The 22,212-nt window shown below is 74.8% G+C and carries 24 protein-coding genes; 12 read left to right on the forward strand and 12 right to left on the reverse strand.

Translation table 11 applies throughout. From position 1 onward, the window contains the following. Positions 1 to 189 precede the first annotated feature (189 nt). Positions 190 to 1,416 carry a lytic murein transglycosylase gene (locus BJ968_RS26230; protein ID WP_218884680.1) on the forward strand — a complete coding sequence of 409 codons (1,227 nt, stop codon included), beginning with the start codon at positions 190 to 192 and terminating at the stop codon, positions 1,414 to 1,416. Positions 1,417 to 1,446: 30 nt separating this feature from the next. Here the strand turns inward: BJ968_RS26230 and BJ968_RS01090 are convergent, their stop codons facing one another. Both BJ968_RS01090 and BJ968_RS01095 read right to left on the reverse strand, forming a co-directional pair. Beyond that, positions 1,447 to 2,211, reverse strand: a complete 765-nt coding sequence (locus BJ968_RS01090; protein WP_179748457.1) for a zf-HC2 domain-containing protein — start codon at positions 2,209 to 2,211, stop codon at positions 1,447 to 1,449. Further along, the gene (locus tag BJ968_RS01095) at positions 2,211 to 2,717 is read right to left on the reverse strand and encodes a sigma-70 family RNA polymerase sigma factor (RefSeq protein WP_179748459.1); all 507 of its coding nucleotides are present in this window, start codon (positions 2,715 to 2,717) and stop codon (positions 2,211 to 2,213) included. Before BJ968_RS01095 ends, BJ968_RS01090 begins: the two co-directional genes overlap by 1 nt. An 82-nt stretch (positions 2,718 to 2,799) precedes the next feature. Here BJ968_RS01095 and BJ968_RS01100 point away from each other — a divergent pair, with 82 nt between their 5' ends. Both BJ968_RS01100 and BJ968_RS01105 read left to right on the forward strand, forming a co-directional pair. Beyond that, positions 2,800 to 3,576 (forward strand): phosphotransferase, encoded by a 777-nt coding sequence (locus BJ968_RS01100; protein ID WP_343077742.1) that lies wholly within the window; start codon positions 2,800 to 2,802, stop codon positions 3,574 to 3,576. A gap of 43 nt (positions 3,577 to 3,619) precedes the next feature. Next, positions 3,620 to 4,291 (forward strand): pyridoxamine 5'-phosphate oxidase family protein, encoded by a 672-nt coding sequence (locus BJ968_RS01105; protein WP_179748461.1) that lies wholly within the window; start codon positions 3,620 to 3,622, stop codon positions 4,289 to 4,291. Between the two features lie 30 nt (positions 4,292 to 4,321). Here BJ968_RS01105 and BJ968_RS01110 read toward each other — a convergent pair whose 3' ends face one another. Continuing rightward, positions 4,322 to 5,116: an ABC transporter ATP-binding protein gene (locus BJ968_RS01110; RefSeq protein ID WP_179748463.1), complete on the reverse strand. Its 795-nt coding sequence runs from the start codon at positions 5,114 to 5,116 to the stop codon at positions 4,322 to 4,324. Positions 5,117 to 5,150: 34 nt separating this feature from the next. Here BJ968_RS01110 and BJ968_RS01115 point away from each other — a divergent pair, with 34 nt between their 5' ends. Further along, a complete protein-coding gene (locus tag BJ968_RS01115) occupies positions 5,151 to 5,948 on the forward strand; it encodes a hypothetical protein (protein ID WP_179748465.1) in 798 nt (265 codons plus the stop codon). Positions 5,949 to 6,036: 88 nt separating this feature from the next. Beyond that, positions 6,037 to 7,359 (forward strand): MFS transporter, encoded by a 1,323-nt coding sequence (locus BJ968_RS01120; RefSeq protein WP_179748467.1) that lies wholly within the window; start codon positions 6,037 to 6,039, stop codon positions 7,357 to 7,359. Between the two features lie 37 nt (positions 7,360 to 7,396). Here the strand turns inward: BJ968_RS01120 and glgA are convergent, their stop codons facing one another. After that, positions 7,397 to 8,587, reverse strand: coding sequence for a glycogen synthase (gene glgA, locus BJ968_RS01125; RefSeq protein ID WP_179748469.1), 1,191 nt, complete (start codon positions 8,585 to 8,587; stop codon positions 7,397 to 7,399). A gap of 129 nt (positions 8,588 to 8,716) precedes the next feature. On the opposite strand from glgA, the gene glgC reads away from it, so the two are divergent. From glgC to serB, 3 genes are read left to right on the forward strand one after another with little or no spacing between them, the layout of a single operon-like run. Further along, positions 8,717 to 9,952 carry a glucose-1-phosphate adenylyltransferase gene (gene glgC / locus BJ968_RS01130; RefSeq protein WP_179748471.1) on the forward strand — a complete coding sequence of 412 codons (1,236 nt, stop codon included), beginning with the start codon at positions 8,717 to 8,719 and terminating at the stop codon, positions 9,950 to 9,952. Next, positions 9,949 to 10,749 carry an LLM class F420-dependent oxidoreductase gene (locus BJ968_RS01135; protein ID WP_179748473.1) on the forward strand — a complete coding sequence of 267 codons (801 nt, stop codon included), beginning with the start codon at positions 9,949 to 9,951 and terminating at the stop codon, positions 10,747 to 10,749. The genes glgC and BJ968_RS01135 overlap by 4 nt, the downstream gene beginning before the upstream one ends. Before the next feature lie 42 nt (positions 10,750 to 10,791). Beyond that, a complete protein-coding gene (gene serB, locus BJ968_RS01140) occupies positions 10,792 to 12,042 on the forward strand; it encodes a phosphoserine phosphatase SerB (protein ID WP_343077743.1) in 1,251 nt (416 codons plus the stop codon). 93 nt (positions 12,043 to 12,135) lie between these two features. On the opposite strand, the gene fabG is transcribed toward serB, so the two are convergent. Further along, positions 12,136 to 12,858 (reverse strand): 3-oxoacyl-ACP reductase FabG, encoded by a 723-nt coding sequence (gene fabG, locus BJ968_RS01145; RefSeq protein WP_179748475.1) that lies wholly within the window; start codon positions 12,856 to 12,858, stop codon positions 12,136 to 12,138. 59 nt (positions 12,859 to 12,917) lie between these two features. Between fabG and BJ968_RS23965 the strand changes: the two genes are divergently transcribed. The 4 genes from BJ968_RS23965 to BJ968_RS01165 all read left to right on the forward strand — a co-directional run bounded on the left by BJ968_RS23965 (position 12,918) and on the right by BJ968_RS01165 (position 15,455). After that, entirely contained in the window at positions 12,918 to 13,310 is a 393-nt protein-coding gene (locus tag BJ968_RS23965) for a DUF3099 domain-containing protein (protein ID WP_179748477.1), read from the forward strand. A gap of 95 nt (positions 13,311 to 13,405) precedes the next feature. Continuing rightward, on the forward strand, positions 13,406 to 13,669 hold the full coding sequence (locus BJ968_RS01155) for a hypothetical protein (protein WP_179748479.1): 264 nt from the start codon (positions 13,406 to 13,408) through the stop codon (positions 13,667 to 13,669). After that, positions 13,666 to 14,592, forward strand: a complete 927-nt coding sequence (locus BJ968_RS01160; RefSeq protein ID WP_179748481.1) for an SURF1 family cytochrome oxidase biogenesis protein — start codon at positions 13,666 to 13,668, stop codon at positions 14,590 to 14,592. The genes BJ968_RS01155 and BJ968_RS01160 overlap by 4 nt, the downstream gene beginning before the upstream one ends. A gap of 110 nt (positions 14,593 to 14,702) precedes the next feature. Then, on the forward strand, positions 14,703 to 15,455 hold the full coding sequence (locus BJ968_RS01165; protein ID WP_179748483.1) for an SDR family oxidoreductase: 753 nt from the start codon (positions 14,703 to 14,705) through the stop codon (positions 15,453 to 15,455). Positions 15,456 to 15,485: 30 nt separating this feature from the next. Here BJ968_RS01165 and BJ968_RS01170 read toward each other — a convergent pair whose 3' ends face one another. The 7 genes from BJ968_RS01170 to BJ968_RS01200 all read right to left on the reverse strand — a co-directional run bounded on the left by BJ968_RS01170 (position 15,486) and on the right by BJ968_RS01200 (position 22,081). Continuing rightward, positions 15,486 to 15,704: a helix-turn-helix domain-containing protein gene (locus BJ968_RS01170; RefSeq protein WP_179748484.1), complete on the reverse strand. Its 219-nt coding sequence runs from the start codon at positions 15,702 to 15,704 to the stop codon at positions 15,486 to 15,488. A gap of 127 nt (positions 15,705 to 15,831) precedes the next feature. Further along, positions 15,832 to 17,430 carry an ATP-binding cassette domain-containing protein gene (locus tag BJ968_RS01175; RefSeq protein WP_179748486.1) on the reverse strand — a complete coding sequence of 533 codons (1,599 nt, stop codon included), beginning with the start codon at positions 17,428 to 17,430 and terminating at the stop codon, positions 15,832 to 15,834. A 104-nt stretch (positions 17,431 to 17,534) separates the two neighbouring features. Beyond that, positions 17,535 to 17,876, reverse strand: a complete 342-nt coding sequence (locus tag BJ968_RS01180) for an iron-sulfur cluster assembly protein (protein ID WP_179748488.1) — start codon at positions 17,874 to 17,876, stop codon at positions 17,535 to 17,537. A 34-nt stretch (positions 17,877 to 17,910) separates the two neighbouring features. Then, positions 17,911 to 18,669: a Fe-S cluster assembly ATPase SufC gene (gene sufC, locus BJ968_RS01185; protein ID WP_179748490.1), complete on the reverse strand. Its 759-nt coding sequence runs from the start codon at positions 18,667 to 18,669 to the stop codon at positions 17,911 to 17,913. Beyond that, complete coding sequence (gene sufD, locus BJ968_RS01190) at positions 18,670 to 19,908, reverse strand: Fe-S cluster assembly protein SufD (protein ID WP_179748492.1); 1,239 nt, start codon at positions 19,906 to 19,908, stop codon at positions 18,670 to 18,672. It lies immediately after the preceding gene. After that, positions 19,908 to 21,296 carry a Fe-S cluster assembly protein SufB gene (gene sufB, locus BJ968_RS01195; protein WP_218885304.1) on the reverse strand — a complete coding sequence of 463 codons (1,389 nt, stop codon included), beginning with the start codon at positions 21,294 to 21,296 and terminating at the stop codon, positions 19,908 to 19,910. The genes sufD and sufB overlap by 1 nt, the downstream gene beginning before the upstream one ends. Before the next feature lie 44 nt (positions 21,297 to 21,340). Further along, positions 21,341 to 22,081 carry a winged helix-turn-helix transcriptional regulator gene (locus tag BJ968_RS01200; protein WP_218884684.1) on the reverse strand — a complete coding sequence of 247 codons (741 nt, stop codon included), beginning with the start codon at positions 22,079 to 22,081 and terminating at the stop codon, positions 21,341 to 21,343. Positions 22,082 to 22,212: the final 131 nt, after the last annotated feature.

Raw genomic sequence — 22,212 nt, forward strand, 5'->3', positions numbered from 1 at the left:
GTCCCCGGCTCCGCGTCCGCCGCCCTCGCGGGGACGGTTACCCGCCGCGCGGTGGGCGAACCCTCCCCGTCCGGGGGAGCCCGCCGATGCGTCGTCGTGCCCGACGAGCATATCGGTGTGACCGCTTGGTCACCGCCCGCAATCGCGAGCCCGCTCAAGACGGGCCGGTGGCGGGCCGACGACCCCTGGGTGATCCCTCCCGCGCGCCCGCGCCGACCCCGTCCCGCACCGGCCGGTCCGCCCGCGGCCCTGCTGGGGCTCGGGCTGGCGGCGCTCCTGACCCTGGGGCCCGCGGCGGGGTCCGCGAACGCCGCCCCGGGACCCACCCCGACGACGCAGGGGTCCACGGCGGAGTCCACGGCGGGGTCCACGCAGGGGTCCACGCAGGGCACGGCGGCGCAGGCGCGGCTGCGGGCGCAGGCCGCGCAGGTGGCCGCGCAGCGGGCGGTGGCGCAGGTGCAGGCCGCGCGGGCCGAGCTGGTGCGGTCCGAGGAGGCCGTCGGGACGGCTGTGAGCGCGAGCGTGCGCGCGCAGGTGGCCGCCGACGGGTCGGTGCGGGCGGCGCGGTCGGCGCGCGCGGCGGCCACGCAGCGGGTGCGGGCGGTGTACATGGACGGCGGGGCGTCGGCGGCGCGCCAGGACCTGACCTGGTGGGCCTCGGCGGTCGGCGGCGCGGACCCGGTGGTCGCGACGCGGGCGCTGGAGGTGGTGCGCCGGGCCGACGAGGAGGGCGTGCGCGGCGCGGACGCGGCGGCGGCGACCGCGCGGGCGGCGGCCCGCGGCACCGGCGAGGGCGCCGTGCAGGCGGTGACGTCGCTGCGGGACCTGGCCGCCGAGGTCTCGCGCATGCAGGACGCCGTCGCCGCGGCGCAGGCGCAGGTCGGCGCCCTGGAGGGCGAGGCGGCGCGGTTGCAGGCCGCCGAGGACGCCGCGGCGGCCCTGGAGGCGGCCCGCGCGCAGGCGGCGGCGGTGGCCGCGGCCGTGAGCGAGTCGGTGGCCCAGCGGGCCTCGGGCGTGCACGGGCGGGCGGTCCCGGCCCCGTACGCGGACCTGTACGTGCGGGCGGCGGCGACGTGCGCGGGCGCGCGCCCGGCGCTGCTGGCGGCGGTCGGGCAGGTCGAGAGCGGTCACGGGGCGAACACCGGGCCCAGCTCGGCCGGGGCGCAGGGCCCGATGCAGTTCATGCCCTCGACGTTCGCGGCGTACGCGGTCGACGGCGACGGCGACGGGGACGCGGAGGTGGGCGACCCCGCGGACGCGGTGTTCAGCGCGGCGAAGTACCTGTGCGCCAACGGCGCCGGCGGGGGCCGGGAGGCCGAGGCGGCGGCGCTGTTCCGGTACAACCACGCCGACTGGTACGTCGCGATGGTGCAGCGGGTGGCCGACGAGCTGCAGGCGCAGGGCTTCGGCGGCTGAGCCCCCCGGTCCCCCGTCCTTCCGGTCCCCTCAGGTCTCGTCGAGCTGCAGGACGGTCAGGCCGGAGGTGGTCTGGACCTCCACGCTGGCGATCTGCGCGCGGGTCCAGGACGTCGCGCCGGTCAGGGAGGCGTCCCGGCCGGGCACGGCCGTCCAGGTCCCGATCTGCTCGCGGGTCCCGTCGCGGCCGGTGACGACGAGGGCGTACCGGTAGGGCTGCTCGGTCCGGGCGTGGGCGTAGGCGCACACGAGGTCGACCTTGGTGCCCCAGCCGACCTCGGTGAGGGCGACGGTGGCGGTGATGGGGGTGGCGACGACGGGGTCCATGGCCTGCGGGACCCCGCCCGCCGGGCTCGGGGTGCCGGCGGGCGCGGCGACGACGGGCCCGGACGGCCGGTCGTCCGGGAGGCCGCGGGTCGCGACGGCGGCGACGAGGGCCGCGGCGGCGACCAGGCCGCCGGTCAGGACGGCGCGGCGGGTGGTGCGGCGGCGGCGCACGGCGCGCAGGAGCCCGGGCAGGACGGTGTCGGGGACGCCGCCGGTGCCCTCGCGCAGGGCGGCGGCGGGGTCGCCGGAGGTCAGGGCGTCGACGACCTCGGGGGGCGTGCGGGCGAGCAGGCCGGGCAGCCCGGCGAGCTCGGCCACGCTCCGGCGGCAGTCGGGGCAGGTCCGCAGGTGGTGCTCGAAGTCGGTGCGCTCGGACGGGGACAGCGCCCCCAGGACGTACGCCCCGGCGCTGATCTCGTACGGGTCGGTCGCCGGGTCGCTCAGCGGCTCGCGCGTCGGGTCGGTCATCAGCGGCTCACCCCCATCTCCTGCAGGGCCAGTCTGAGGTTCATCAGGGCGTAGTGCGTGCGCGACTTCACGGTGCCCTCGGGGACGGACAGGACGCGGGCGGCCTCGGCGACCGAGCGGCCGGCGAAGTAGCACTCGCGCAGGACCGCGCGGTGCTCGGGGGACAGCCGGGTCAGGGCCTGGGCCACGACCCACTGCTGCAGGACCCGCTCGGACTCGTCGACGACGCTGCGGTCGGGGACGTCGGCCTGCACGCTCTCGCGGCGGTTGCGGGCCGAGCGCCAGTCGTCGATGACGAGGCGGCGGGCGACGGTGAACAACCAGGCGCGCGTCGAACCGCGGGCCGGGTCGAGGGCCTCGGGGTGGCGCCAGGCCCGCAGCAGGGTCTCCTGGACGACGTCCTGGGCGCTGACGCGGTCGCCGGTGAGGGAGACGACGAACGCCCACAGGGCCGCGGCGTGCTCGTCGTGCAGGGCGCGGACGAGGTCCTCGTCGGCGTCGGTCATCGGTCCCTCCCTCGTGCGTGCTCCGACCTCACCACGAGACGGCCCGCCGAACGGTTCGACCCGGGCGCCTAGGTTGTCCGGGGTGAGGGTCCCCGTCTCCCAGGTCCCCGCCCACCCGGTGCCGGTGCCCGTCCCGCTGCGGCCCGTCCTGGCCCGCTGGGGCGCGCCGCCGGACGCGGCGGAACTGCCCGCGGCGTGGGTCAACGCCGCGGGCGGCACCACGTTCCGGCTGCACGGTCCGCGGGGCGCGGTGTTCTGCAAGTGGGCCCCGGCCGGGGTGGGGCTGGACCTGGCGGCCGAGGCCGAGCGCGCGGCGTGGGCCGCGGCGTTCGTGCCGGTGCCGCGGGTGCTGGAGCAGGGCGGTGACGCGTCGGGGTCGTGGCTGGTGACCCGCGCGCTGCCCGGGGCCAGCGCGGTGGCCCCGCAGTGGGTCGCGCGCCCGGAGGTGGCGGTGCCGGCCCTGGGGCGGGCGCTGCGGTGGTGGCACGACGCGGTGCCGGTCGCCGGGTGCCCGTTCGACTGGTCGGTGCCGCACCGGTTGCGGCGCGCGGTCGGGGACACCGGCGGTCTGCTCGACCCGCCCGCGGTGGACCGGCTCGTGGTCTGCCACGGCGACGCGTGCTCCCCGAACACGCTGCTGGCCGACGGCTCGGGCGAGCCGGTGGGGTTCGTGGACCTGTCCGCGGTGGGGGTGGCGGACCGGTGGGCGGACCTGGCGGTGGCGACGATGAGCCTGGGCTGGAACTACGGCGACGACGACGGGCGGGACTGGGAGGGCACCTTCCTGCGGGCGTACGGCACCGCCCCCGACCCCGTCCGGACGGCGTACTACCGGGCGTTGTGGGACGTGGGGCCGTGACCGGGTCCGTGGGGGGGTCCGGGGACGGGCTACCGTCGGCGTCGTGCGCAGCGAGTTGTCCGGTTTCCTGGCGGGCCTGACCTGGCCGCGGCCGCAGGGCCCGGGGTTCGACCCCGACGGCGCGCCGTCGGACCCGGTGGTCCTGTTCGAGCAGTGGCTGCGGGAGGCGGTGGCGGCCGGGGTGCCGGCCGCGCACGTCATGACGCTGGCGACGGTCGACGCGGCCGGGCGCCCGGACGCGCGGGTCACGGTGCTGGAGGACGTCGACGAGCACGCCTTCTGGGTGGCGGCCAGCGACACCAGCCCCAAGGGCAAGCAGCTGGGCCGGGTGCCGGTGGCGGCGCTGGTCTTCCACTGGCCCCAGCTGGGCCGGCAGGTCCGGGTCCGCGGCACGGTCCGCACGGCGGACGAGGCGCGCACGGCGGCGGCGTTCGAGCGGTTGTCGGCGCAGGCGCGCGCGGAGGCGCTGGTGGACCGGCAGAGCCGCCCGCTGCACGACGAGGAGTGGCTGTCCGACGCGCTGGGCGACCCCTCGGACCTGGTGCTCCTGGAGGACCCGGGTGCCTCCACGGTGCCGGTGTGGCGGCTGTGGGGCGTCGACGCGGGGCGGATGGAGTTCTTCCAGGCCGCCGGCGCCGACGCCGACGGGCACCACCTGCGGTTGCGCTACTCGCGCACCGACGGGGCCTGGGCCCGGGAGATGCTGCGCCCCTGAGGGTCGCGCCCCGGGCGGCGCCTCACCGCCTCACAGGGCGCGGGCGGTGTACCGGCCGGCGCGGGCGCTGACCTCCAGGGCCAGGCCGAAGGTGTCCGACAGCTGCGCCGACGTCAGGGTCGGCTCGACGGGACCGGCGGCCACGACCCGCCCGCCGCGCAGCAGCAGGGCGTGGGTGGTGCCCACGGGGATCTCCTCGACGTGGTGGGTGACCATGACGGGGGTGGGGGCGTCGGGGTCGGCGGCCAGCGCCGTCAGCCGCCGCAGCAGGTCCTCCCGGCCGCCGAGGTCGAGCCCACCGGCCGGCTCGTCCAGCAGCAGCAGCTCGGGGTCGGTCATGAGGGCGCGGGCGATCTGGGTGCGCTTGCGCTCCCCGTCCGAGAGGGTGCCGAAGGTGCGCTCGGCCAGGTGCGCCACCCCCAGCAGCGCCAGCAGGTGCGCGGCGCGGGCCTCGTCGTCGGGGTCGTACTCCTCGCGCCAGCGGCCGGTGACGCCGTAGGCGGCGGTCACGACGACGTCGCGGACCTTCTCCTGGCGCGGCACCGCCCCGGCCAGCGCGGTGCTGGCCAGGCCGATGCGGGGGCGCAGCTCGAAGACGTCGACGCGCCCGAGCCGCTCGCCGAGGATGCCGACGGTGCCGGAGGTGGGGAACAGCCGGCCGGCGGCGACCGACAGCAGCGTCGACTTCCCCGCCCCGTTGGGGCCCAGCACGACCCAGCGCTCCCCGGCGCCGACGGTGAGGGACACGGAGTCCAGGAGCACGCTGACGCCCCGGCGCACGGTCACCGCGGACAGGTCCAGCACGGGGTCAGGCACGTCGCTCATGGCCGCGACCCTAACGAGTCGTATCCTCGCGCCTGTGCTGGACCTGCCCCGCTCCGCCCGGCTGGCCGCCTGGGGAACCGGCGTCCTGTCCGCGACCGTCCCGCTGGCGAGCGCCGTGGAGGCCGTCGTGCGCGACGACGAGCCGCACGCGGTGCGCTGGGAGGGCGAGGGGCTGCCGGGGGTCGCGGCCGCGCCGCAGGACCTGACGACGCTGCTGGCGGGGCTGTCGGCGTGCGGTGCGGGGCGGCTGCTGCTGACGCTGCCGGTGCCGGGGGACCCCCGGGGGCTGCCGGGGCCGCCGGCGGTGAACGTGGCGGCCCTGGAGGCCGGGGAGTGCGTCGTGGCCGAGGTCGACGGGCACGGCCCGCGCTGGGCGCTGGTGCCGGAGGTCAGCGAGTTCGGGTCGGTGTGGGAGCCGGGCGCGTTCGTGACGTGGGCGGCGCACCCGGCCGCGCCCCGGCGCGCGCCGGAGGCCTCCAGCGTCGCCGAGTCCGAGCGGGAGCTGCGGGTGGCGCTGCAGACGGCGACGCGGGCGCTGGCGGCGCTGGACGTGGCGCGCTGGCGGGAGGAGGCCGCGGACCGCATCGCGGCCGTGCGCGACGGCGGCCTGGTCCGCGACGCGGTGCCGCCGGGCACGTCGGCGCGGGCGCTGCGGGTGCTGCAGACCGCGGCGCGGGTGCTGGCCATCGTGGACCTGGCGACCGAGGACGACGGGGCCGCCATCACGAGCCTGGAGGCGGGGTCGCGGGCCGCGGCGCTGCGGGAGGTGGGGGCGGTGGCCCGGCGCGCGCTGGTGGCGGCCGTCAACGCCCACACCGAGCCGGTGCCCTGACGGCCCGGCACGGGACTGGCAGGAAGTGGACGGACCATGACGGTCCTGCCACTGCCGGGGTGGTGGGCGCGTCCGCCACGATGAGCGCGTGAGCACCGCCCCCACCCGCCTCCCCCGGGCGCGCCCGCCCCGTCCGCGCACCCGCCCGCACCCGGCGTGGACGGTCGCGGCCGTCACCTTCGCGACCCTGCTGGCCGCCGGGGCCTTCCGCTCGGTGCCGGCGACCCTGCTGGAGCCGGTGACGGCCGAGTTCGGGTGGTCCCGGGCGCAGGTGTCGGCCGCGGTGAGCGTGAACCTCGTGCTGTACGGCCTCATCGCCCCCTTCGCCGCGGCGCTCATGCAGCGGTTCGGGGTGCAGCGGGTGGTGGCGGTGGCGCTGCTGCTGGTGGCCGCCGGGTCGGCCGGGTCGGCCTTCGTGCAGGAGCGCTGGCAGCTGGTCGCGACGTGGGGCGTCCTGGTGGGGACCGGCACGGGGTCGATGGCGATGTCGCTGGCGGCGACCGTGGTGGGCCGGTGGTTCGCCGCGCGCCGCGGGCTGGTGACCGGGGTGCTGGCCGCGGCGGCCTCGGCCGGTCAGCTGGTCTTCCTGCCGCTGGTGGCGAACCTGGCCCACGACCACGGCTGGCGCACCCCGTGCCTGGTCATCGCCGCCGTGGCCCTGGCCGTGGTGCCGCTGGTGCTGGCGGCCCTGCACGAGCACCCCGCCGACCGCGGGGTCGCGCCCTACGGCGCGAGCGGGCCGGTGGCGGAGCCGGGCCGGGCCGCCGGGGCGCTGGCGGGGTTGCGGCTGGCGGTGCGCCACCGCGCGTTCTGGTTCCTGGCCGCCGGGTTCGCCGTCTGCGGCGCCTCGACGAACGGGCTGGTGGGCACCCACTTCGTGGCCGCCGCCCACGACCACGGGATGCCCGCGACGACGGCCGCCTCGCTGCTGGCGCTGGTCGGGGTGTTCGACGTGGTCGGCACGGTCGCCTCGGGCTGGCTGACCGACCGCGTGGACCCGCGCCTGCTGCTGCTGGCGTACTACGCGCTGCGCGGGCTGTCGCTGCTGGCGCTGCCGGGGCTGCTGTCCCCCGGCGTCGAGCCGGGCACGTGGGTGTTCGTGGTGTTCTACGGCCTGGACTGGATCGCGACCGTCCCCCCGACCGTGGTGCTGGCCCGCCGGCACTTCGGCCTGGCCGGGCCCGTGGTGTTCGGGTGGGTGTTCGCCTCGCACCAGGTGGGCGCGGCGGTCATGGCGTTCGCGGCCGGGGCCGTGCGCGACCACACCGGCGACTACCGGACGGCGTTCTGGGTCGCCGGGGGGCTGTGCGCGCTCGCGGCGGTGTGCTCGGTGCTCGTGGGGGCCGCGCCGGCCGCCGCGACGGAGGGGGCGGACGGCGCCCCGGCCGCGACGCCGCGACCGGGGCGCTGACCGGGGCGCTGACCCCGCCCCGGCCGGGGCACCGGGTTCACCGGACCGAGCGGTAGACCTCCACGGTGCGGGCGGCGATGGCGTCCCAGGAGAAGCGCTCGACGGCGCGGGTGCGGCCGGCGGCGCCGAACGCGCGGGCCCGGTCGGGGTCGGAGACGGCCTCGGTGAGGGTGGCGGCCAGGTCGGCGACGAAGCGGTCGGGGTCGACGGGGGCCCCGGTGCCGTCGGTGACCTGCTCGATGGGCACCAGCCAGCCGGTGACGCCGTCGTCGACGACCTCGGGGATGCCGCCGGTGGCCGTGCCGACGACGGCCGCGCCGCAGGCCATGGCCTCGAGGTTGACGATGCCCAGGGGTTCGTAGACCGAGGGGCAGACGAACACCGTGGCCTGGGACAGGTGCTCGAGCAGCTCGGCGCGCGAGAGGTGCCGCTGCAGCCAGACGACGCCGTTGCGGGTGCGCTGCAGCTCCTCGACGAGCCCGGCGACCTCGGCGGCGATCTCGGGGGTGTCGGGGGCCCCGGCGCACAGGACGAGCTGGACCTCCGGCGGCAGCTGCGCCGCGGCGCGCAGCAGGTGCGGCAGCCCCTTCTGCCGGGTGATGCGCCCGACGAAGACGACCGAGGGGCGGTCCGGGTCGACCCCGTTGGCGCGCACCAGGTCCCGGCCCGGCACGGGCGTCCACTCGTCGGCGTCGATGCCGTTGTGGACGACGTGGACGCGCTCGGGGTCCAGCCCCGGGTAGCAGCGCAGGATGTCGGCGCGCATCCCGGCGCTGACGGCGACGACGGCCGCGGCGGACTCGAACGCCGTCCGCTCGGCCCAGGACGACAGGCGGTAGCCGCCGCCGAGCTGCTCGGCCTTCCACGGCCGCAGCGGTTCGAGGCTGTGGGCGGTGACGACGTGCGGGACGCCGTGCAGCAGGGCGGCCAGGTGCCCGGCGAGGTTGGCGTACCAGGTGTGGGAGTGGACCAGGTCGGCACCGGCGGTGTCGGCGGCGATGGTCAGGTCCACCCCCAGCGTGCGCAGGGCCGCGTTGGCGCGGGCCAGCTCGGGCAGGTCGGGGTAGCCGGTCGCGCCGGGTTCGTCGCGCGGGGCGCCGAAGGCGCGGACGGCGACCTCGGGACCGTCGTCCAGGGCCCGCAGGGCCTTGACGAGCTCGGCGACGTGGACCCCGGCTCCGCCGTAGATCTCCGGCGGGTACTCCTTGGTGAGCAGGTCGACGCGCATGGCACTCCCCTCCCGGCAACCCGGGGACTCGCAGGACACTTGAAGGACTGGACGTCTGGCGGGACTCGCGGGACCCGCAGGGCCCCACCTGATGGGCACCCGGGGGTGCCGGGGCCTAGTGTGCCCCTCGTGGCCACTCCGAACGTCCTCGCGATCGTCCTCGCCGGTGGGGAGGGCAAACGGCTCATGCCACTCACCGCCGACCGGGCCAAACCCGCGGTGCCCTTCGGGGGCACCTACCGGCTCATCGACTTCGCGCTGTCGAACCTGGTGAACGCCGCCTACCGCAAGATCGTCGTCCTGACGCAGTACAAGTCGCACTCCCTGGACCGGCACCTCTCGCAGAACTGGCGGATGTCGAACCTGTTCGGCTCCTACATCGCCTCCGTGCCGGCCCAGCAGCGCGTCGGCCAGCGCTGGTACGCCGGCTCGGCCGACGCCATCTACCAGTCCCTGAACCTCATCAGCGACGAGCGCCCCGACATCGTCGTCGTGGTCGGTGCCGACCACGTCTACCGGATGGACTTCTCCCAGATGGTCGACGCGCACGTCGCGTCGGGGTCCCCGTGCACGGTCGCGGCGATCCGCCAGCCCATCACCCTGGCCGACCAGTTCGGCGTCATCCAGACCGAACCGGGCTCGAACCGGATCGCGGAGTTCCTGGAGAAGCCCAAGGACCCCCGCGGGCTGGCCGACTCCCCGCACGAGGTGCTGGCCTCGATGGGCAACTACGTCTTCGACGCCGACGCCCTCGTCGACGCCGTCACCCGCGACGCCGAGCAGGAGGACTCCAAGCACGACATGGGCGGGGACATCGTCCCCGGCTTCGTCGAGCGGGGCCTGGCCTCGGTGTACGACTTCAAGGACAACGAGGTCCCCGGGGCCACCGACCGCGACCGGGCGTACTGGCGCGACGTGGGGACACTGGACGCCTACTTCGAGGCGCAGATGGACCTCATCTCGGTCCTCCCGGTGTTCAACCTCTACAACTACGAGTGGCCCATCATCGCCGCGCAGGACTACTACCCGCCGGCGAAGTTCGTCCACGGCTGGCAGGGCACCTACGGGCACGCCGTGAACTCCATCATCAGCCAGGGCACCGTCGTCTCCGGTGCGCTGGTGGAGAAGTCCATCGTCTCCCCCAACGTGCGCCTGGACTCCTGGGCCCACGTGTCCGAGTCCGTCCTCATGGACGGCGTGAAGGTCGGCCGGCACGCCGTGGTCCAGCGCGCCATCGTCGACAAGTTCGTCACCGTCCCCGACGACGCCCGCATCGGGGTGGACGCCGAGGAGGACCGCGCCCGGGGTTTCCACGTCACCCCCTCGGGCATCACCGTCGTCGGGAAGGGACAGACCATCTCGTGAGCACCACCACCCAGGACCGTCCGGTGCGCATCGGCGTCCAACTGCAGCCCCAGCACGCGCAGTACCCCGCGATCCGCGCCGCCGCGGCGCGCGCCGAGGAGATCGGCGCGGACATCGCCTTCAACTGGGACCACTTCTACCCGCTGTACGGCGACCCCGACGGCCTGCACTTCGAGTGCTGGACGATGCTCGCGGCGTGGGCCGAGGCCACCCGCCGCATCGAGATCGGCGCCCTGGTGTCCTGCAACAGCTACCGCAACCCCGAGCTGCTGGCCGACATGGCCCGCACCGTCGACCACGTCTCGGCCCACGACACCGGCACCGGCCGGCTGGTCCTGGGGATCGGGTCGGGGTGGTTCGAGAAGGACTACGACGAGTACGGCTACGAGTTCGGCACCGCGGGGGGCCGGCTGGACAAGTTGCGCGAGGACCTGCCGCGCATCGAGGCCCGGCTGGGCAAGCTCAACCCCGCGCCGACGCGGAAGGTCCCCGTCCTCATCGGTGGTGGCGGGGAGCAGAAGACGCTGCGGATCGTGGCCCGGCACGCCGACATCTGGCACTCCTTCTCCGACGTGGAGACCTTCACCCGCAAGGTCGGCGTCCTGGCCGAGCGGTGCGCCGAGATCGGCCGCGACCCGGGCGAGATCGAGCTGTCGGTGGGGGTGGAGAACACCGAGCAGGCCGAGGCGCTGCACGCGGCCGGGGCCCGGTTGTTCACCATCGGCGTCAACGGGCCCGACTACGACCTGGGCGTCCTGGAGGAACTGGTGGCCTGGCGCGACGGCAAGAACGCCTGATCCGCGCCGGGGTCCCGCGGCCGTCCCGGTAGGGTCGCGGGCGTGCTGAACGACGCCCGCGACCTCCCCGACGCCCCGCCCACCGAGCGGTCCGAGGAACGGGTGCTGGTCACCGTCACCGGGCCGGACCGCCCCGGGGTCACCTCGGCGCTGTTCAGCGCGCTCGACGGGACCGGTGCGCACGTCCTGGACGTCGAGCAGGTCGTCGCCGGGGGCGTCCTGACGCTGTCGGTCCTGACCACGGCCGGGGACGCCGTGCGCGCGACCGTGGCGGGCCTGGAGCTGCAGGGGTTGCGGATCGCGTGCAGCACGCCACAGCCGCCGGCCACCGACCGGCCCCGCCGGCTGCACGTGACGCTGCTGGGCGCGCCCCTGCTGCCGGCGGCGGTGGCCCGCGTCACCGCCGTGCTGGCCGAGGCCGGGGCCAACGTGGACCGCATCCGGCGGATGTCGGCCGAGCCGGTCACCAGCGTCGAGCTGGACGTGTCCACCCGCGGCAGCGCCGACGACGTCCTGCGGTTGCGCCGCACCCTGGCCGTCGAGGCCGGCCGCCACGGCCTGGACGCCGCGGTCTCCCCCGCCGGCCTGGCCCGGATGGGCCGCCGGCTGGTCGTCATGGACGTCGACTCCACCCTCATCCGGCAGGAGGTCATCGAGCTGCTGGCCGCCCACGCCGGCCGCGAGGCCGAGGTCGCCGCCGTCACCGAGCGCGCCATGCGCGGGGAGATCGACTTCGCCGCCTCGCTGCGCGAGCGCGTCGCCTGCCTGGAGGGCCTGGACGTCGGCGTGGTGCAGGCCGTGCGCGAGGCCGTGGAGCTGACCCCCGGCGCCCGGACGCTGTGCCGCACGCTGCACCGGCTCGGGTTCACCCTGGCCCTGGTGTCGGGGGGCTTCCTGGAGGTCGTGGGCCCGCTGGCGGCCGAGCTGGGCATCGCGCACGTGCGGGCCAACCGGCTGCAGGTCGTGCACGGGCGCTTCACCGGCCGCGTCCTGGGGCCGGTGGTGGACCGGGCCGCCAAGGCGACGGCGCTGCGGGAGTTCGCCGCCGCCGAGGGGCTGCCGCTGCACCGCACCGTGGCCATCGGCGACGGCGCCAACGACCTGGACATGATCGGCGCGGCGGGGCTGGGCATCGCCTTCAACGCCAAGCCCGTGGTGCGCGAGCAGGCCGACGCCGCCGTCAACGTCCCCTACCTCGACGCCGTGCTGCCGCTGCTGGGCATCACGCGCGAGGACGTCGAGGACGCCGACCTGGCCGACGCCGCGCTGGGCGGGGCGCTCAGCCGCGGTTGAGCGCCCAGGTCGACAGCAGCGCCAGGGCCGCGATGAAGGCGATCATGAGCGCTCCCAGCACGGCCAGCTTGCGGCCCCCCGAGGGCGAGCTCATCAGTGCCCCATGCCCAGGCCGCCGTCCACGGGCAGCACGGCGCCGTTGACGTACCCGGCGTCGGCCAGGAACAGCGCGGCGGCGGCGACGTCGGCGACGTCGCCGAAGCGGCCCGCGGGGATGCGGGCGCGGTAGTCGGCCTGGGTGGCCTCGGGCAGCTCGCGCGTCATGTCGGTGTCGATGAAGCCCGGGGCGATGACGTTGGCGGTGATCCCCCGCGAACCGAGCTCGCGGGCGATGGAGCGGGCCAGGCCGATCATCCCCGACTTCGAGGCGGCGTAGTTCGTCTGCCCGGGCGAGCCGTACAGGCCCACGACCGAGGACGTGAAGATGATGCGGCCGTGCTTGGCGCGCACCATGCCGCGCACCGCGCGGCGCGCCACCCGCCAGGCACCGGCGAGGTTGGCGTCCAGGACGGAGTCGAACTCCTCGTCGGTCATCCGCATGAGCAGCTGGTCGCGGGTGGTGCCGGCGTTGGCCACGAGCACCTGCACGGGCCCCTGCTCGGCCTCCACGGCCGCGAAGGCCGCGTCGAGGGAGGCCGGGTCGGTCACGTCGGCCCGGACGCCGAACAGCCCCTCGGGCGCCTCCCCGGAGCGGTGGGTCACCGCGACCCGGTCGCCGGCCTGCGCGAAGGCGCGGGCCACGGCCAGGCCGATGCCGCGGTTGCCGCCGGTCACCAGGACGCTGCGGGGGGTTCGGTCGGAGGTGGTGGACGTCACGGCCCCAGAAGCTAACGCATCGGGGGCGCGTGTCGGTGGGCAGGCTTACCGTGGGGACCGTGCACGACCAGAAGCACTCCCACGAGCGCGACCACAAGCACACCCACGAGCGCGACCACCACCCGGACGAGACGTACCGGATCACCGCCGCGCCGACCTCCCACACCGACGACATCAGCGTGCGGTACCGCAAGTACGTCATCTCGATGGTGATCCGCACCCTGTGCGTCGTCTGCTTCGCCTTCATCGACCACTGGACGCGGTGGCTGTTCGTCGCCGGGGCCGTCTTCCTGCCCTACGTCGCCGTCGTGCTCGCCAACGCGGGGCGGGAGTCGCGCGTCGGGCGGCCGGAGTCCTTCGACGTCACGCCCCCGCAGCCGCAGCCCCCGCAGCAGCTGCCCGCCCTGGAGGCCAGGATCACCGGCATCCACTCCCCCCGCGACGACCGCTGACGCCGCGTCGCTGCGGCGTGCACCTGCGCGACACCCGCCGTTCACGGCTTGGACAGCCGTCGGTCCGGTGTCATGCTGAGGCCGTGGAACCTCGCGTGGAGTCCCGGGGAACGTCCGCTCGTCCGCTTCTCACGGCGGACGCCTCCGCCCACGAACCACCCTCCGACCTCGTCTGCAGCGCCCGCGGGTGCACCCACCCGGCCGACTTCGGGCTGCTGTGGAACAACCCCAGCCTGCACACCCCCGAGCGGCGCAAGACGTGGCTGGCGTGCGCCGAGCACCGCGAGCACCTCTCGCAGTTCCTGGGGGCCAGGGGTTTCCTGCGCGAGGTCGTCGAGGTGGCACAGTTGCGCCCGTGAACGTCCTCCGGCTGCTGCGCGAGCCGAGGTGGCTGCGCGGGCTGGCCGTGGCGGTGCTCATCGCCCTGGTGTGCTGCGTCCTGGGCCGCTGGCAGTGGCACCGCCGCGCCGAGCGGCTCGCCGCCAACGCCCCCCTGGTCCAGAACTACGACGACGCCCCCGTCGACGTCGGCTCCGTGCTGCCGGCCGGGCGGCAGGTGCCCGCGGAGCGGGTGTGGACGCCCGTGCGGGTCACGGGCCGCTACGCCCCCGAGGCCACCGTCCTCGTCCGCAACCGCCCGCGCGGGGACGAGTTCGGCTACGAGGTCCTCGTGCCGTTCGTGCTGGCCGACGGCACGGCCCTGGTCGTCGACCGCGGCTGGCTGCCCGCCGGTGACGACTCCAGCGCGCCCGACGCCGTCCCGGCCCCCCCGGCGGGGCAGGTGAGCGTCACGGCGCGGCTGCGGCAGTGGGAGGACGACAAGCGCGGGCGGGTGCCGACGGGGCAGGTGGCCTCCATCGCCGCCGACGCCGTCGCCCGGGCCGTCGCCGAGGGGTCCCCGGCCACCGGCGCGCCGGTGCTGCTGGGCGGCTACGCGGTACTGGCCGCCGAGGACCCCTCCCCCGTCGACGTCCCCGCCCCGGCCGCGCGGCCCGCGGTGGACGAGGGCCCGCACCTGGCCTACACCGTCCAGTGGTTCGGCTTCGCCTTGACGGCCCTGGTCGTGTGGGGCGTGGCCGGGCGCCGCGAGCTGGCGGCGCGCGCCGAGGCCGCGGTCGGCACGGGCGGCACCACCGTCGGCACCGGCCCGGGGGACGCGGTGGGCGGCGAGCCGGCGCCGGGCGCGCGGGCCCCGCGGGGGCTCCCGGCGCGCCGGCGGCGCCGGGAGGGGGTCGACGAGGCCGCCGAGGACGCCGAGCTGGACGCCGCGCACGGTCGCTGACCGGCGCTCCGGGCCCGCTCCGGGCCTGCTCCGGCCCGCCAGGATCGCCCGTTCGGGGGTATCTGATCATGCTGTGTGTCTCATCGGCCACTCTGCGCAACAATGGGCCCATGGACTTGGGCCTCAGCGACCGCGTGTACATCGTCTCCGGTGCGTCCACCGGTCTGGGCCTGGAGTGCGCCAGGCTCCTGGCCGACGAGCGGTCCCTGCTCGTCCTGCACGCCTCCGACGAGGAGGAGCTGGCCGCCGTCGCCCCCGGCATCGGCGACCCGTCGCGCATCCTGCTGGTCCCCGGCGACATCTCCGACCCCGGCACCGAGACCCGGCTCGTCGCGGCCGCCAACGCCCGCTTCGGACGGCTGGACGGGGCCGTCATCTCCTGCGGCACCGCCCCGACCTCCACGGTCCTGGAGGCCGCGGACGGCACCTGGCGCGAGGCGTTCGAGTCCAGCCTGCTGGGGCCGCTGCGGCTGGCCCGCTCGGTCGGCAAGGCCGCCACCGGCGAGGGCGCCTCGATGGTGATGCTGCTGTCCAGCACCGTGCGCACGCCGGTCATGGACGCCGGGGTGGCCAACGGCCTGCGCCCGGGGCTGGCGATGGCGGCCAAGGCCCTGGCCGACGAGCTGGGCCCGCGGGGCGTGCGCATCAACAACCTGCTCGCCGGGCACGTCGACTCCAGCTCGCCGCTGGAGTTCGAGGACTCCGACGACCTGGCCCCCGAGCTGCTCGAGGGCATCCCGCTGCGCCGCGCGGGCCTGCCCGACGAGTTCGCCCGGGCGGCGGTGTTCCTGCTGTCCCCCGCCGCCAGCTACATCACCGGCGCCTCGCTCACGGTGGACGGGGGCACCGACCGCTCGCTGTGAGCGGGCGGCCGGTCCCCCGGTGCCGGGCCCTCAGGCCTGGCGGGAACGCCCTCGCGTGGCGCCGCCGCGGCTGCGCAGCGTCACGTCGTTCTCGCTGAGCAGGCGGTGCACGAACCCGTAGGACCGTCCCGTCTCCTCGGCCAGGGCGCGGATGCTCTTGCCCTCGGCGTACCCCTTGGACAGCTCGTCGGCGAGCTGCTCCCGCTCGGACCCGCTCAACCGGGTCCCGCGCTTGATCGTGTCGGTCACCCCGACCTCCTCCACCGTCGCCGCAGACTCAGACCCTCACCATGGTCACCACTCCGGGGCGTCCTGGCTACTCGAACGCCCCGGCGGCTGCGCCGTCGGTGATCTCCGGTGGGTCGGTGCGGGCGCCTCAGGCGAGGGAGACCAGCTCGGCGTACCCCTGGTTCCACAGGTCCTCGACGCCGTCGGGCAGCAGCACGACGCGCTCGGGGCCGAGGGCCTCCACGGCCCCCTCGTCGTGGGTGACGAGGACGACGGCCCCCTCGTAGTGCTTCAGGGCGTCGAGGATCTCCGCGCGGGAGGCGGGGTCGAGGTTGTTCGTGGGCTCGTCCAGCAGCAGCACGTTGGCGCTGGAGACGACGAGCGTGGCCAGCGCCAGCCGCGTCTTCTCCCCGCCCGAGAGCACCCCGGCCGGCTTGTCCACGTCGTCGCCGGAGAACAGGAACGAGCCCAGCACGGTCCGCACCCGGGTGTCGTCGAGGTCCGGGGACGCCGAGCGCATGTTCTCCAGGACCGTGCGGTCGTGGTCGAGGGTCTCGTGCTCCTGGGCGTAGTAGCCCACCTTCAGCCCGTGCCCGGCGACGATCTGCCCGGTGTCGGGGTCCTCGACCCCGCCGAGCATGCGCAGCAACGTCGTCTTGCCCGCGCCGTTGAGCCCCAGGATGACGACGCGGCTGCCCCGGTCGATGGCCAAGTCGACCGAGGTGAAGATCTCCAGGGAGCCGTAGGACTTGCTCAGCCCCTCGGCCATCAGCGGGGTCTTGCCGCACGGCGCCGGCTTGGGGAAGCGCAGCTTGGCGACCTTGTCCTGGACCCGGACCTCCTCCAGGTCGCCCAGCAGCCGCTCGGCGCGCTTGGCCATGTTCTGCGCGGCCACGGCCTTGGTGGCCTTGGCGCCCATCTTCGCCGCCTGCGCCAGCAGCGTGCCGGCCTTCTTCTCGGCGTTGGTGCGCTCGCGCACGCGGCGCTTCTCGTCGGTCTCGCGCTGCTTGAGGTAGTTCTTCCACCCGACGTTGTAGACGTCGATCGTGGCGCGGTTGGCGTCGAGGTGGAAGACGCGGTTGACGACGACCTCGAGCAGCTCGACGTCGTGGCTGATGACGATGAGCCCGCCGGCGTAGTTGCGCAGGTGCTCGCGCAGCCACGTGATCGAGTCCGCGTCGAGGTGGTTGGTCGGCTCGTCCAGCAGCAGCGTCTCGCTGGCCGAGAACAGGATGCGGGCCAGCTCCACGCGCCGGCGCTGACCGCCCGACAGCGTCTTGAGCTGCTGGTCCAGGATGCGGTCGGGCAGGTTGAGGTTGGAGCAGATGCGGGCCGCCTCGCTCTCGGCGGTGTACCCGCCGAGGGCGACGAAGCGCGCGTCGAGCTTGGTGTAGCGGTCCATGGCCCGGTCGCGGACCTTCGGGTCGTCGCTGGCCATGTCGACCTCGGCCTTGCGCAGCCGGGTGATGACGTCGTCCAGGCCGCGGGCGGCCAGGATGCGGTCCCGCGCGAGCATCTCGGGGTCCCCGGCGCGGGGGTCCTGCGGCAGGTAGCCGATCTCCCCCGAGCGCGTCACCGTGCCCGCGGCGGGCTGCCCCTCACCGGCGAGGACCTTCGTGAGCGTCGTCTTGCCGGCGCCGTTGCGGCCCACGAGACCGATGCGGTCCCCGGCGGCGACCCGGAAGTTCACCCCCTCCATCAGCAGGCGCGCTCCTGCTCGCAGTTCGATGTCGGTGGCGACGATCACGGGGCAGCTCTCACTTCAGGCACGGGACGGGGTTCGCGCCCAGTCTAGGGCGCACGGCAGCGGACCCCCCGGAACGAGTTCCGGGGGGTCCGAGGTGGTGCTGGTCAGACGTTGAAGCCGAGCGCGCGCAACTGCTCGCGCCCGTCGTCGGTGATCTTCTCCGGGCCCCACGGCGGCATCCACACCCAGTTGATGCGGTGGTCGGCCACGACGTCGCTCAGGGCCTGGGCGGCCTGGTCCTCGATGACGTCGGTCAGCGGGCAGGCCGCGCTGGTCAGCGTCATGTCGATGGTGGCGACGTTGTCGTCGGAGACGCTGAGGCCGTAGATCAGGCCCAGGTCGACGACGTTGATCCCCAGCTCGGGGTCCATGACGTCCTTGAGGGCCTCCTCGACGTCGGCCAGCGCCGCCGGGGTCGGACCGCTCGCCGCGGTGGTCTCGCTCACGGTCGTTCCTCCGTTCCTCGGGTGGTTCGTGGGGTCAGGCGGGGCTGAGGAACCGGTCGTAACCGGTCTCCTCGAGGGAATCGGCCAGCTCGGGGCCGCCCTGCTCGGCGATTTTGCCGTTCACGAACACGTGCACGAACTGCGGCTTGATGTAGCGCAGGATCCGCGTGTAGTGCGTGATGAGCAGCACGCCGGGGCCGGCCTGCGCCAGGGACCGGTTCACGCCCTCGGAGACGATCTTGAGGGCGTCGACGTCGAGGCCGGAGTCGGTCTCGTCGAGGACGGCGAACTTCGGCTTGAGCAGTTCCATCTGCAGGATCTCGTGGCGCTTCTTCTCCCCGCCGGAGAAGTGCTCGTTGACGTTGCGCTCGGCGAAGGAGGCGTCCATCTTCAGGTCGTCCATCGCCTGCTTGACGTCCTTGACCCACGTGCGCAGCTTCGGCGCCTCGCCGTCGATGGCGGTCTTGGCGGTCCGCAGGAAGTTCGACACCGTGACGCCGGGGACCTCGACGGGGTACTGCATGGCCAGGAAGAGCCCGGCGCGGGCGCGCTCGTCGACGCTCATCGCCAGGACGTCCTCACCGTCGAGGGTGACGGTGCCGCCGGTGACGGTGTACTTGGGGTGCCCGGCGATCGAGTACGCCAGGGTCGACTTGCCGGAGCCGTTGGGCCCCATGACGGCGTGGACCTCGCCGGAGGCGATGGTGAGGTCGACCCCGCGCAGGATCTCCTTGACGGAACCGTCCGCCTCGTCGACCGTCACGTGCAGGTCGCGGATCTCCAGGGTGGACATTCAGTTCTCCTCGGCGTTCTGCGGGGCGGGCTCGGTGTCGGCGGACAGCCGGGCCTCGATCGTGGTCATGAGTCGCGACGAGATCTCCTCGATCCCGATCCTGTCGACGATGGAGGCGAAGAACCCGCGCACGACCAGGCGGCGGGCCTCCTCCTCGCTGATGCCGCGCGACTGCAGGTAGAACAGCTGCTCGTCGTCGAAGCGGCCCGTGGCGCTGGCGTGACCGGCGCCGACGATCTCGCCGGTCTCGATCTCCAGGTTCGGCACCGAGTCGGCGCGGGCGCCGTCGGTCAGGACGAGGTTGCGGTTCAGCTCGTACGTCTCGGTGCCCTCGGCGCTGGCGCGGATGAGGACGTCGCCGATCCAGACGGCGTGCGCGGACTCCCCCTGCAGGGCGCCCTTGTACTCGACGTAGCTCTTGCAGTTCACGGCCGTGTGGTCGACGAACTGGCGGTGCTCGGAGTGCTGGCCGGACCCGGCGAAGTACACGCCGAGCGCGGTGGCGTCCCCGCCGGGGGCGGCGTAGGAGATGTTCGCCGAGACGCGCACGGCCTTGCCGCCGAGGGTGACGACGATGTGCCGCACCCGCGCGTCGCGGCCGACCCGCACGTCGTGCTGACCCACGTGCAGCGCGTCGGCGTCCCACTCCTGCAGGCTCACCACGGTCAGGTCGGAGCCGTCGCCGGCGCGGACCTCGACGTTGCCGCGGTGGGCGCCGCTGCCGAGGTGGGACAGCACGACCAGGGCCTTGGCGTGGTGGCCGGTCTCGACGACCAGGTGCCCGGAGGTGGTGGCGCCGGCCTCGCCGCGCACGGTCACCAGGACCGGTGCGGTCAGCTCGACCTCGGCCGGGACGAGCACGCGGTGCGCGACGTCGGTGGACGCCCAGCCGGCCGCGGCGGCGCGGTCGCCGGGGACGAACGCCGTGCCGGCGCCGACCTCGGTGAGCGTGCCGGAGGTGTGCTGCACGCCCTCGGGGGCGCTGACCTCGACCGCCGCCGAGCGCGCCGGGCCCTCGGTCCCGAACACGGGCGCGAGCTCGCGCAGCGGGGAGAACTTCCACTCCTCCTCCCGGCCCGTGGGCAGGGGGAAGTCGGCCACGTCGAAGCTCGTCGCGCGGGCGGCGCGGGAGGCCTCGGGGACCACCGGGCCGCCATGGGTGTGGGCCCCGGAGGTGTCCGCGGTGCCCGAGCGGGTGCCGGGCGCGGAGGTGGCGGGCTCTTCGTTCACGAGGGTCATCAGCCGACGGCCCCTTCCATCTGCAGCTCGATCAGGCGGTTCAGTTCCAGCGCGTACTCCATGGGCAGCTCGCGGGCGACGGGCTCGATGAACCCGCGCACGATCATCGCCATGGCCTCGTCCTCGGCCAGGCCGCGGCTCATGAGGTAGAAGAGCTGGTCGTCGGACACCTTCGAGACGGTGGCCTCGTGCCCCATGACGACGTCGTCCTCGCGGATGTCGTTGTAGGGGTAGGTGTCCGAGCGGGAGATGGTGTCGACCAGGAGCGCGTCGCAGCGCACCGTGGAGGCCGAGTGGTGCGCGCCCTCCAGGACCTGGATGAGGCCGCGGTAGGACGTGCGACCCCCGCCGCGGGCGATCGACTTGGACACGATGGAGCTGGCGGTGTGCGGGGCGGCGTGGACCATCTTGGCGCCGGCGTCCTGGTGCTGGCCCTCGCCGGCCATGGCGATGGACAGCGTCTCGCCCTTGGCGTGCTCACCCATGAGGTAGACGGCCGGGTACTTCATCGTGACCTTGGACCCGATGTTGCCGTCGATCCACTCCATGGTCGCGCCCTCGGCGGCCGTGGCGCGCTTGGTGACCAGGTTGTAGACGTTGTTCGACCAGTTCTGGATGGTCGTGTACCGCACGCGGGCGTTCTTCTTCACGACGATCTCGACGACCGCGGAGTGCAGCGAGTCGGACTGGTAGATCGGCGCCGTGCAGCCCTCGACGTAGTGCACGTAGGAGCCCTCGTCGGCGATGATCAGGGTCCGCTCGAACTGGCCCATGTTCTCGGTGTTGATCCGGAAGTAGGCCTGCAGCGGGATGTCGACGTGGACGCCCTTGGGCACGTAGATGAACGACCCGCCCGACCACACGGCGGTGTTCAGCGAGGCGAACTTGTTGTCCCCGACGGGGATGACCGTGCCGAAGTACTCCTTGAAGAGCTCCTCGTGCTCGCGCAGGCCGGTGTCGGTGTCGACGAAGATGACACCCTTCTCCTCCAGGTCCTCGCGGATCTGGTGGTAGACGACCTCGGACTCGTACTGGGCCGCGACACCGGCGATGAGCCGCTGCTTCTCGGCCTCGGGGATGCCCAGGCGGTCGTAGGTGTTCTTGATGTCCTCGGGCAGCTCGTCCCAGCTGGTCGCCTGCTTCTCCGTGGACCGCACGAAGTACTTGATGTTGTCGAAGTCGATGCCCGACAGGTCCGAGCCCCAGTCCGGCATGGGCTTGCGGCCGAACAGGCGCAGGGCCTTCAGCCGCAGCGCGAGCATCCACTCCGGCTCGCCCTTCTTGGCCGAGATGTCGCGCACGACGTCCTCGGACAGGCCGCGACGGGCCGACGCGCCGGCGGTGTCGGAGTCCGCCCACCCGTACTGGTACTTGCCGAGCCCCTCCAGTTCGGGCGGACCCGCGGTGGTGGTGTTCTCGGAGACGGTGTCGGTCACAGTCGTCGTCCTTCCGTGGCGTGCTGGCTCTGGTGCTGGGTCTGGTGCTGGCTCTGGTGCGCCGGGTCGTGCGGTGGTCCGGGTTGGTGGAGCGTGTCGAGCGGGATGAACGTCGTGCAGACGTGGTCCCCGTGGGCGAGGGTCGCCAGGCGTTGCACCCGCGTGCCCAGGACGGTCTCGAAGGTGCGGCGCTCGGCCTCGCACAGCTGCGGGAACGCCTCGGCCACCTTCTGCACCGGGCAGTGCCCCTGGCACAACTGGGTTCCCTCGGCGGGTGTTCCCTGCGCGACGGGCCGGGAGCTGGCCGAGTACCCCTGGTCGGCCAGGGCCCGCACGAGGGCCTCGACCCGCTCGGGCAGCGGCCCGTCGAGGCCGGCCAGGGACTCCTCCAGGGCGGCGAAGCGCCGGCGGGCGAAGTCGGTGACGGCCTGCGGGCCGAGCGCGTCGGCCAGGTAGCGCAGGGCCCCCAGGGCCAGGTCGTCGTACCCCGAGGGCAGGTCGTCGTGCCCGGCGGAGCCGATGACGTACTCCTTGGCGGGCCGGCCCCGGCCGCGACGGGCCTCCGGGCGCGGTTCGCGCGCCTCCACGACGCCCTCGGCGACCATGGCCTCGAGGTGGCGCCGGACGGCGGCGCCGGTCAGGCCCAGCAGCTCGGCGATGCGGGCGGCGGTGACGGGACCCAGCTCGGCGACGGTCGTGCGCACGCGGGTCCGCGTGCGGGCCTCCTCGGTGCTCACCCCCGCCACGGCACCCGTCCCCGCGGGCGCGCGGCCCGCGGGTAAGGTCGTCCTCACCATTTCCACAACACCCATGTTACCTAATTGCCGGACGCGGGCCACACCCGGCCCCGGCGCGGTCGGGCCGCTAC

Origin of the sequence: Kineococcus aurantiacus, assembly GCF_013409345.1 — a bacterium.
GTDB lineage: Bacteria > Actinomycetota > Actinomycetes > Actinomycetales > Kineococcaceae > Kineococcus > Kineococcus aurantiacus.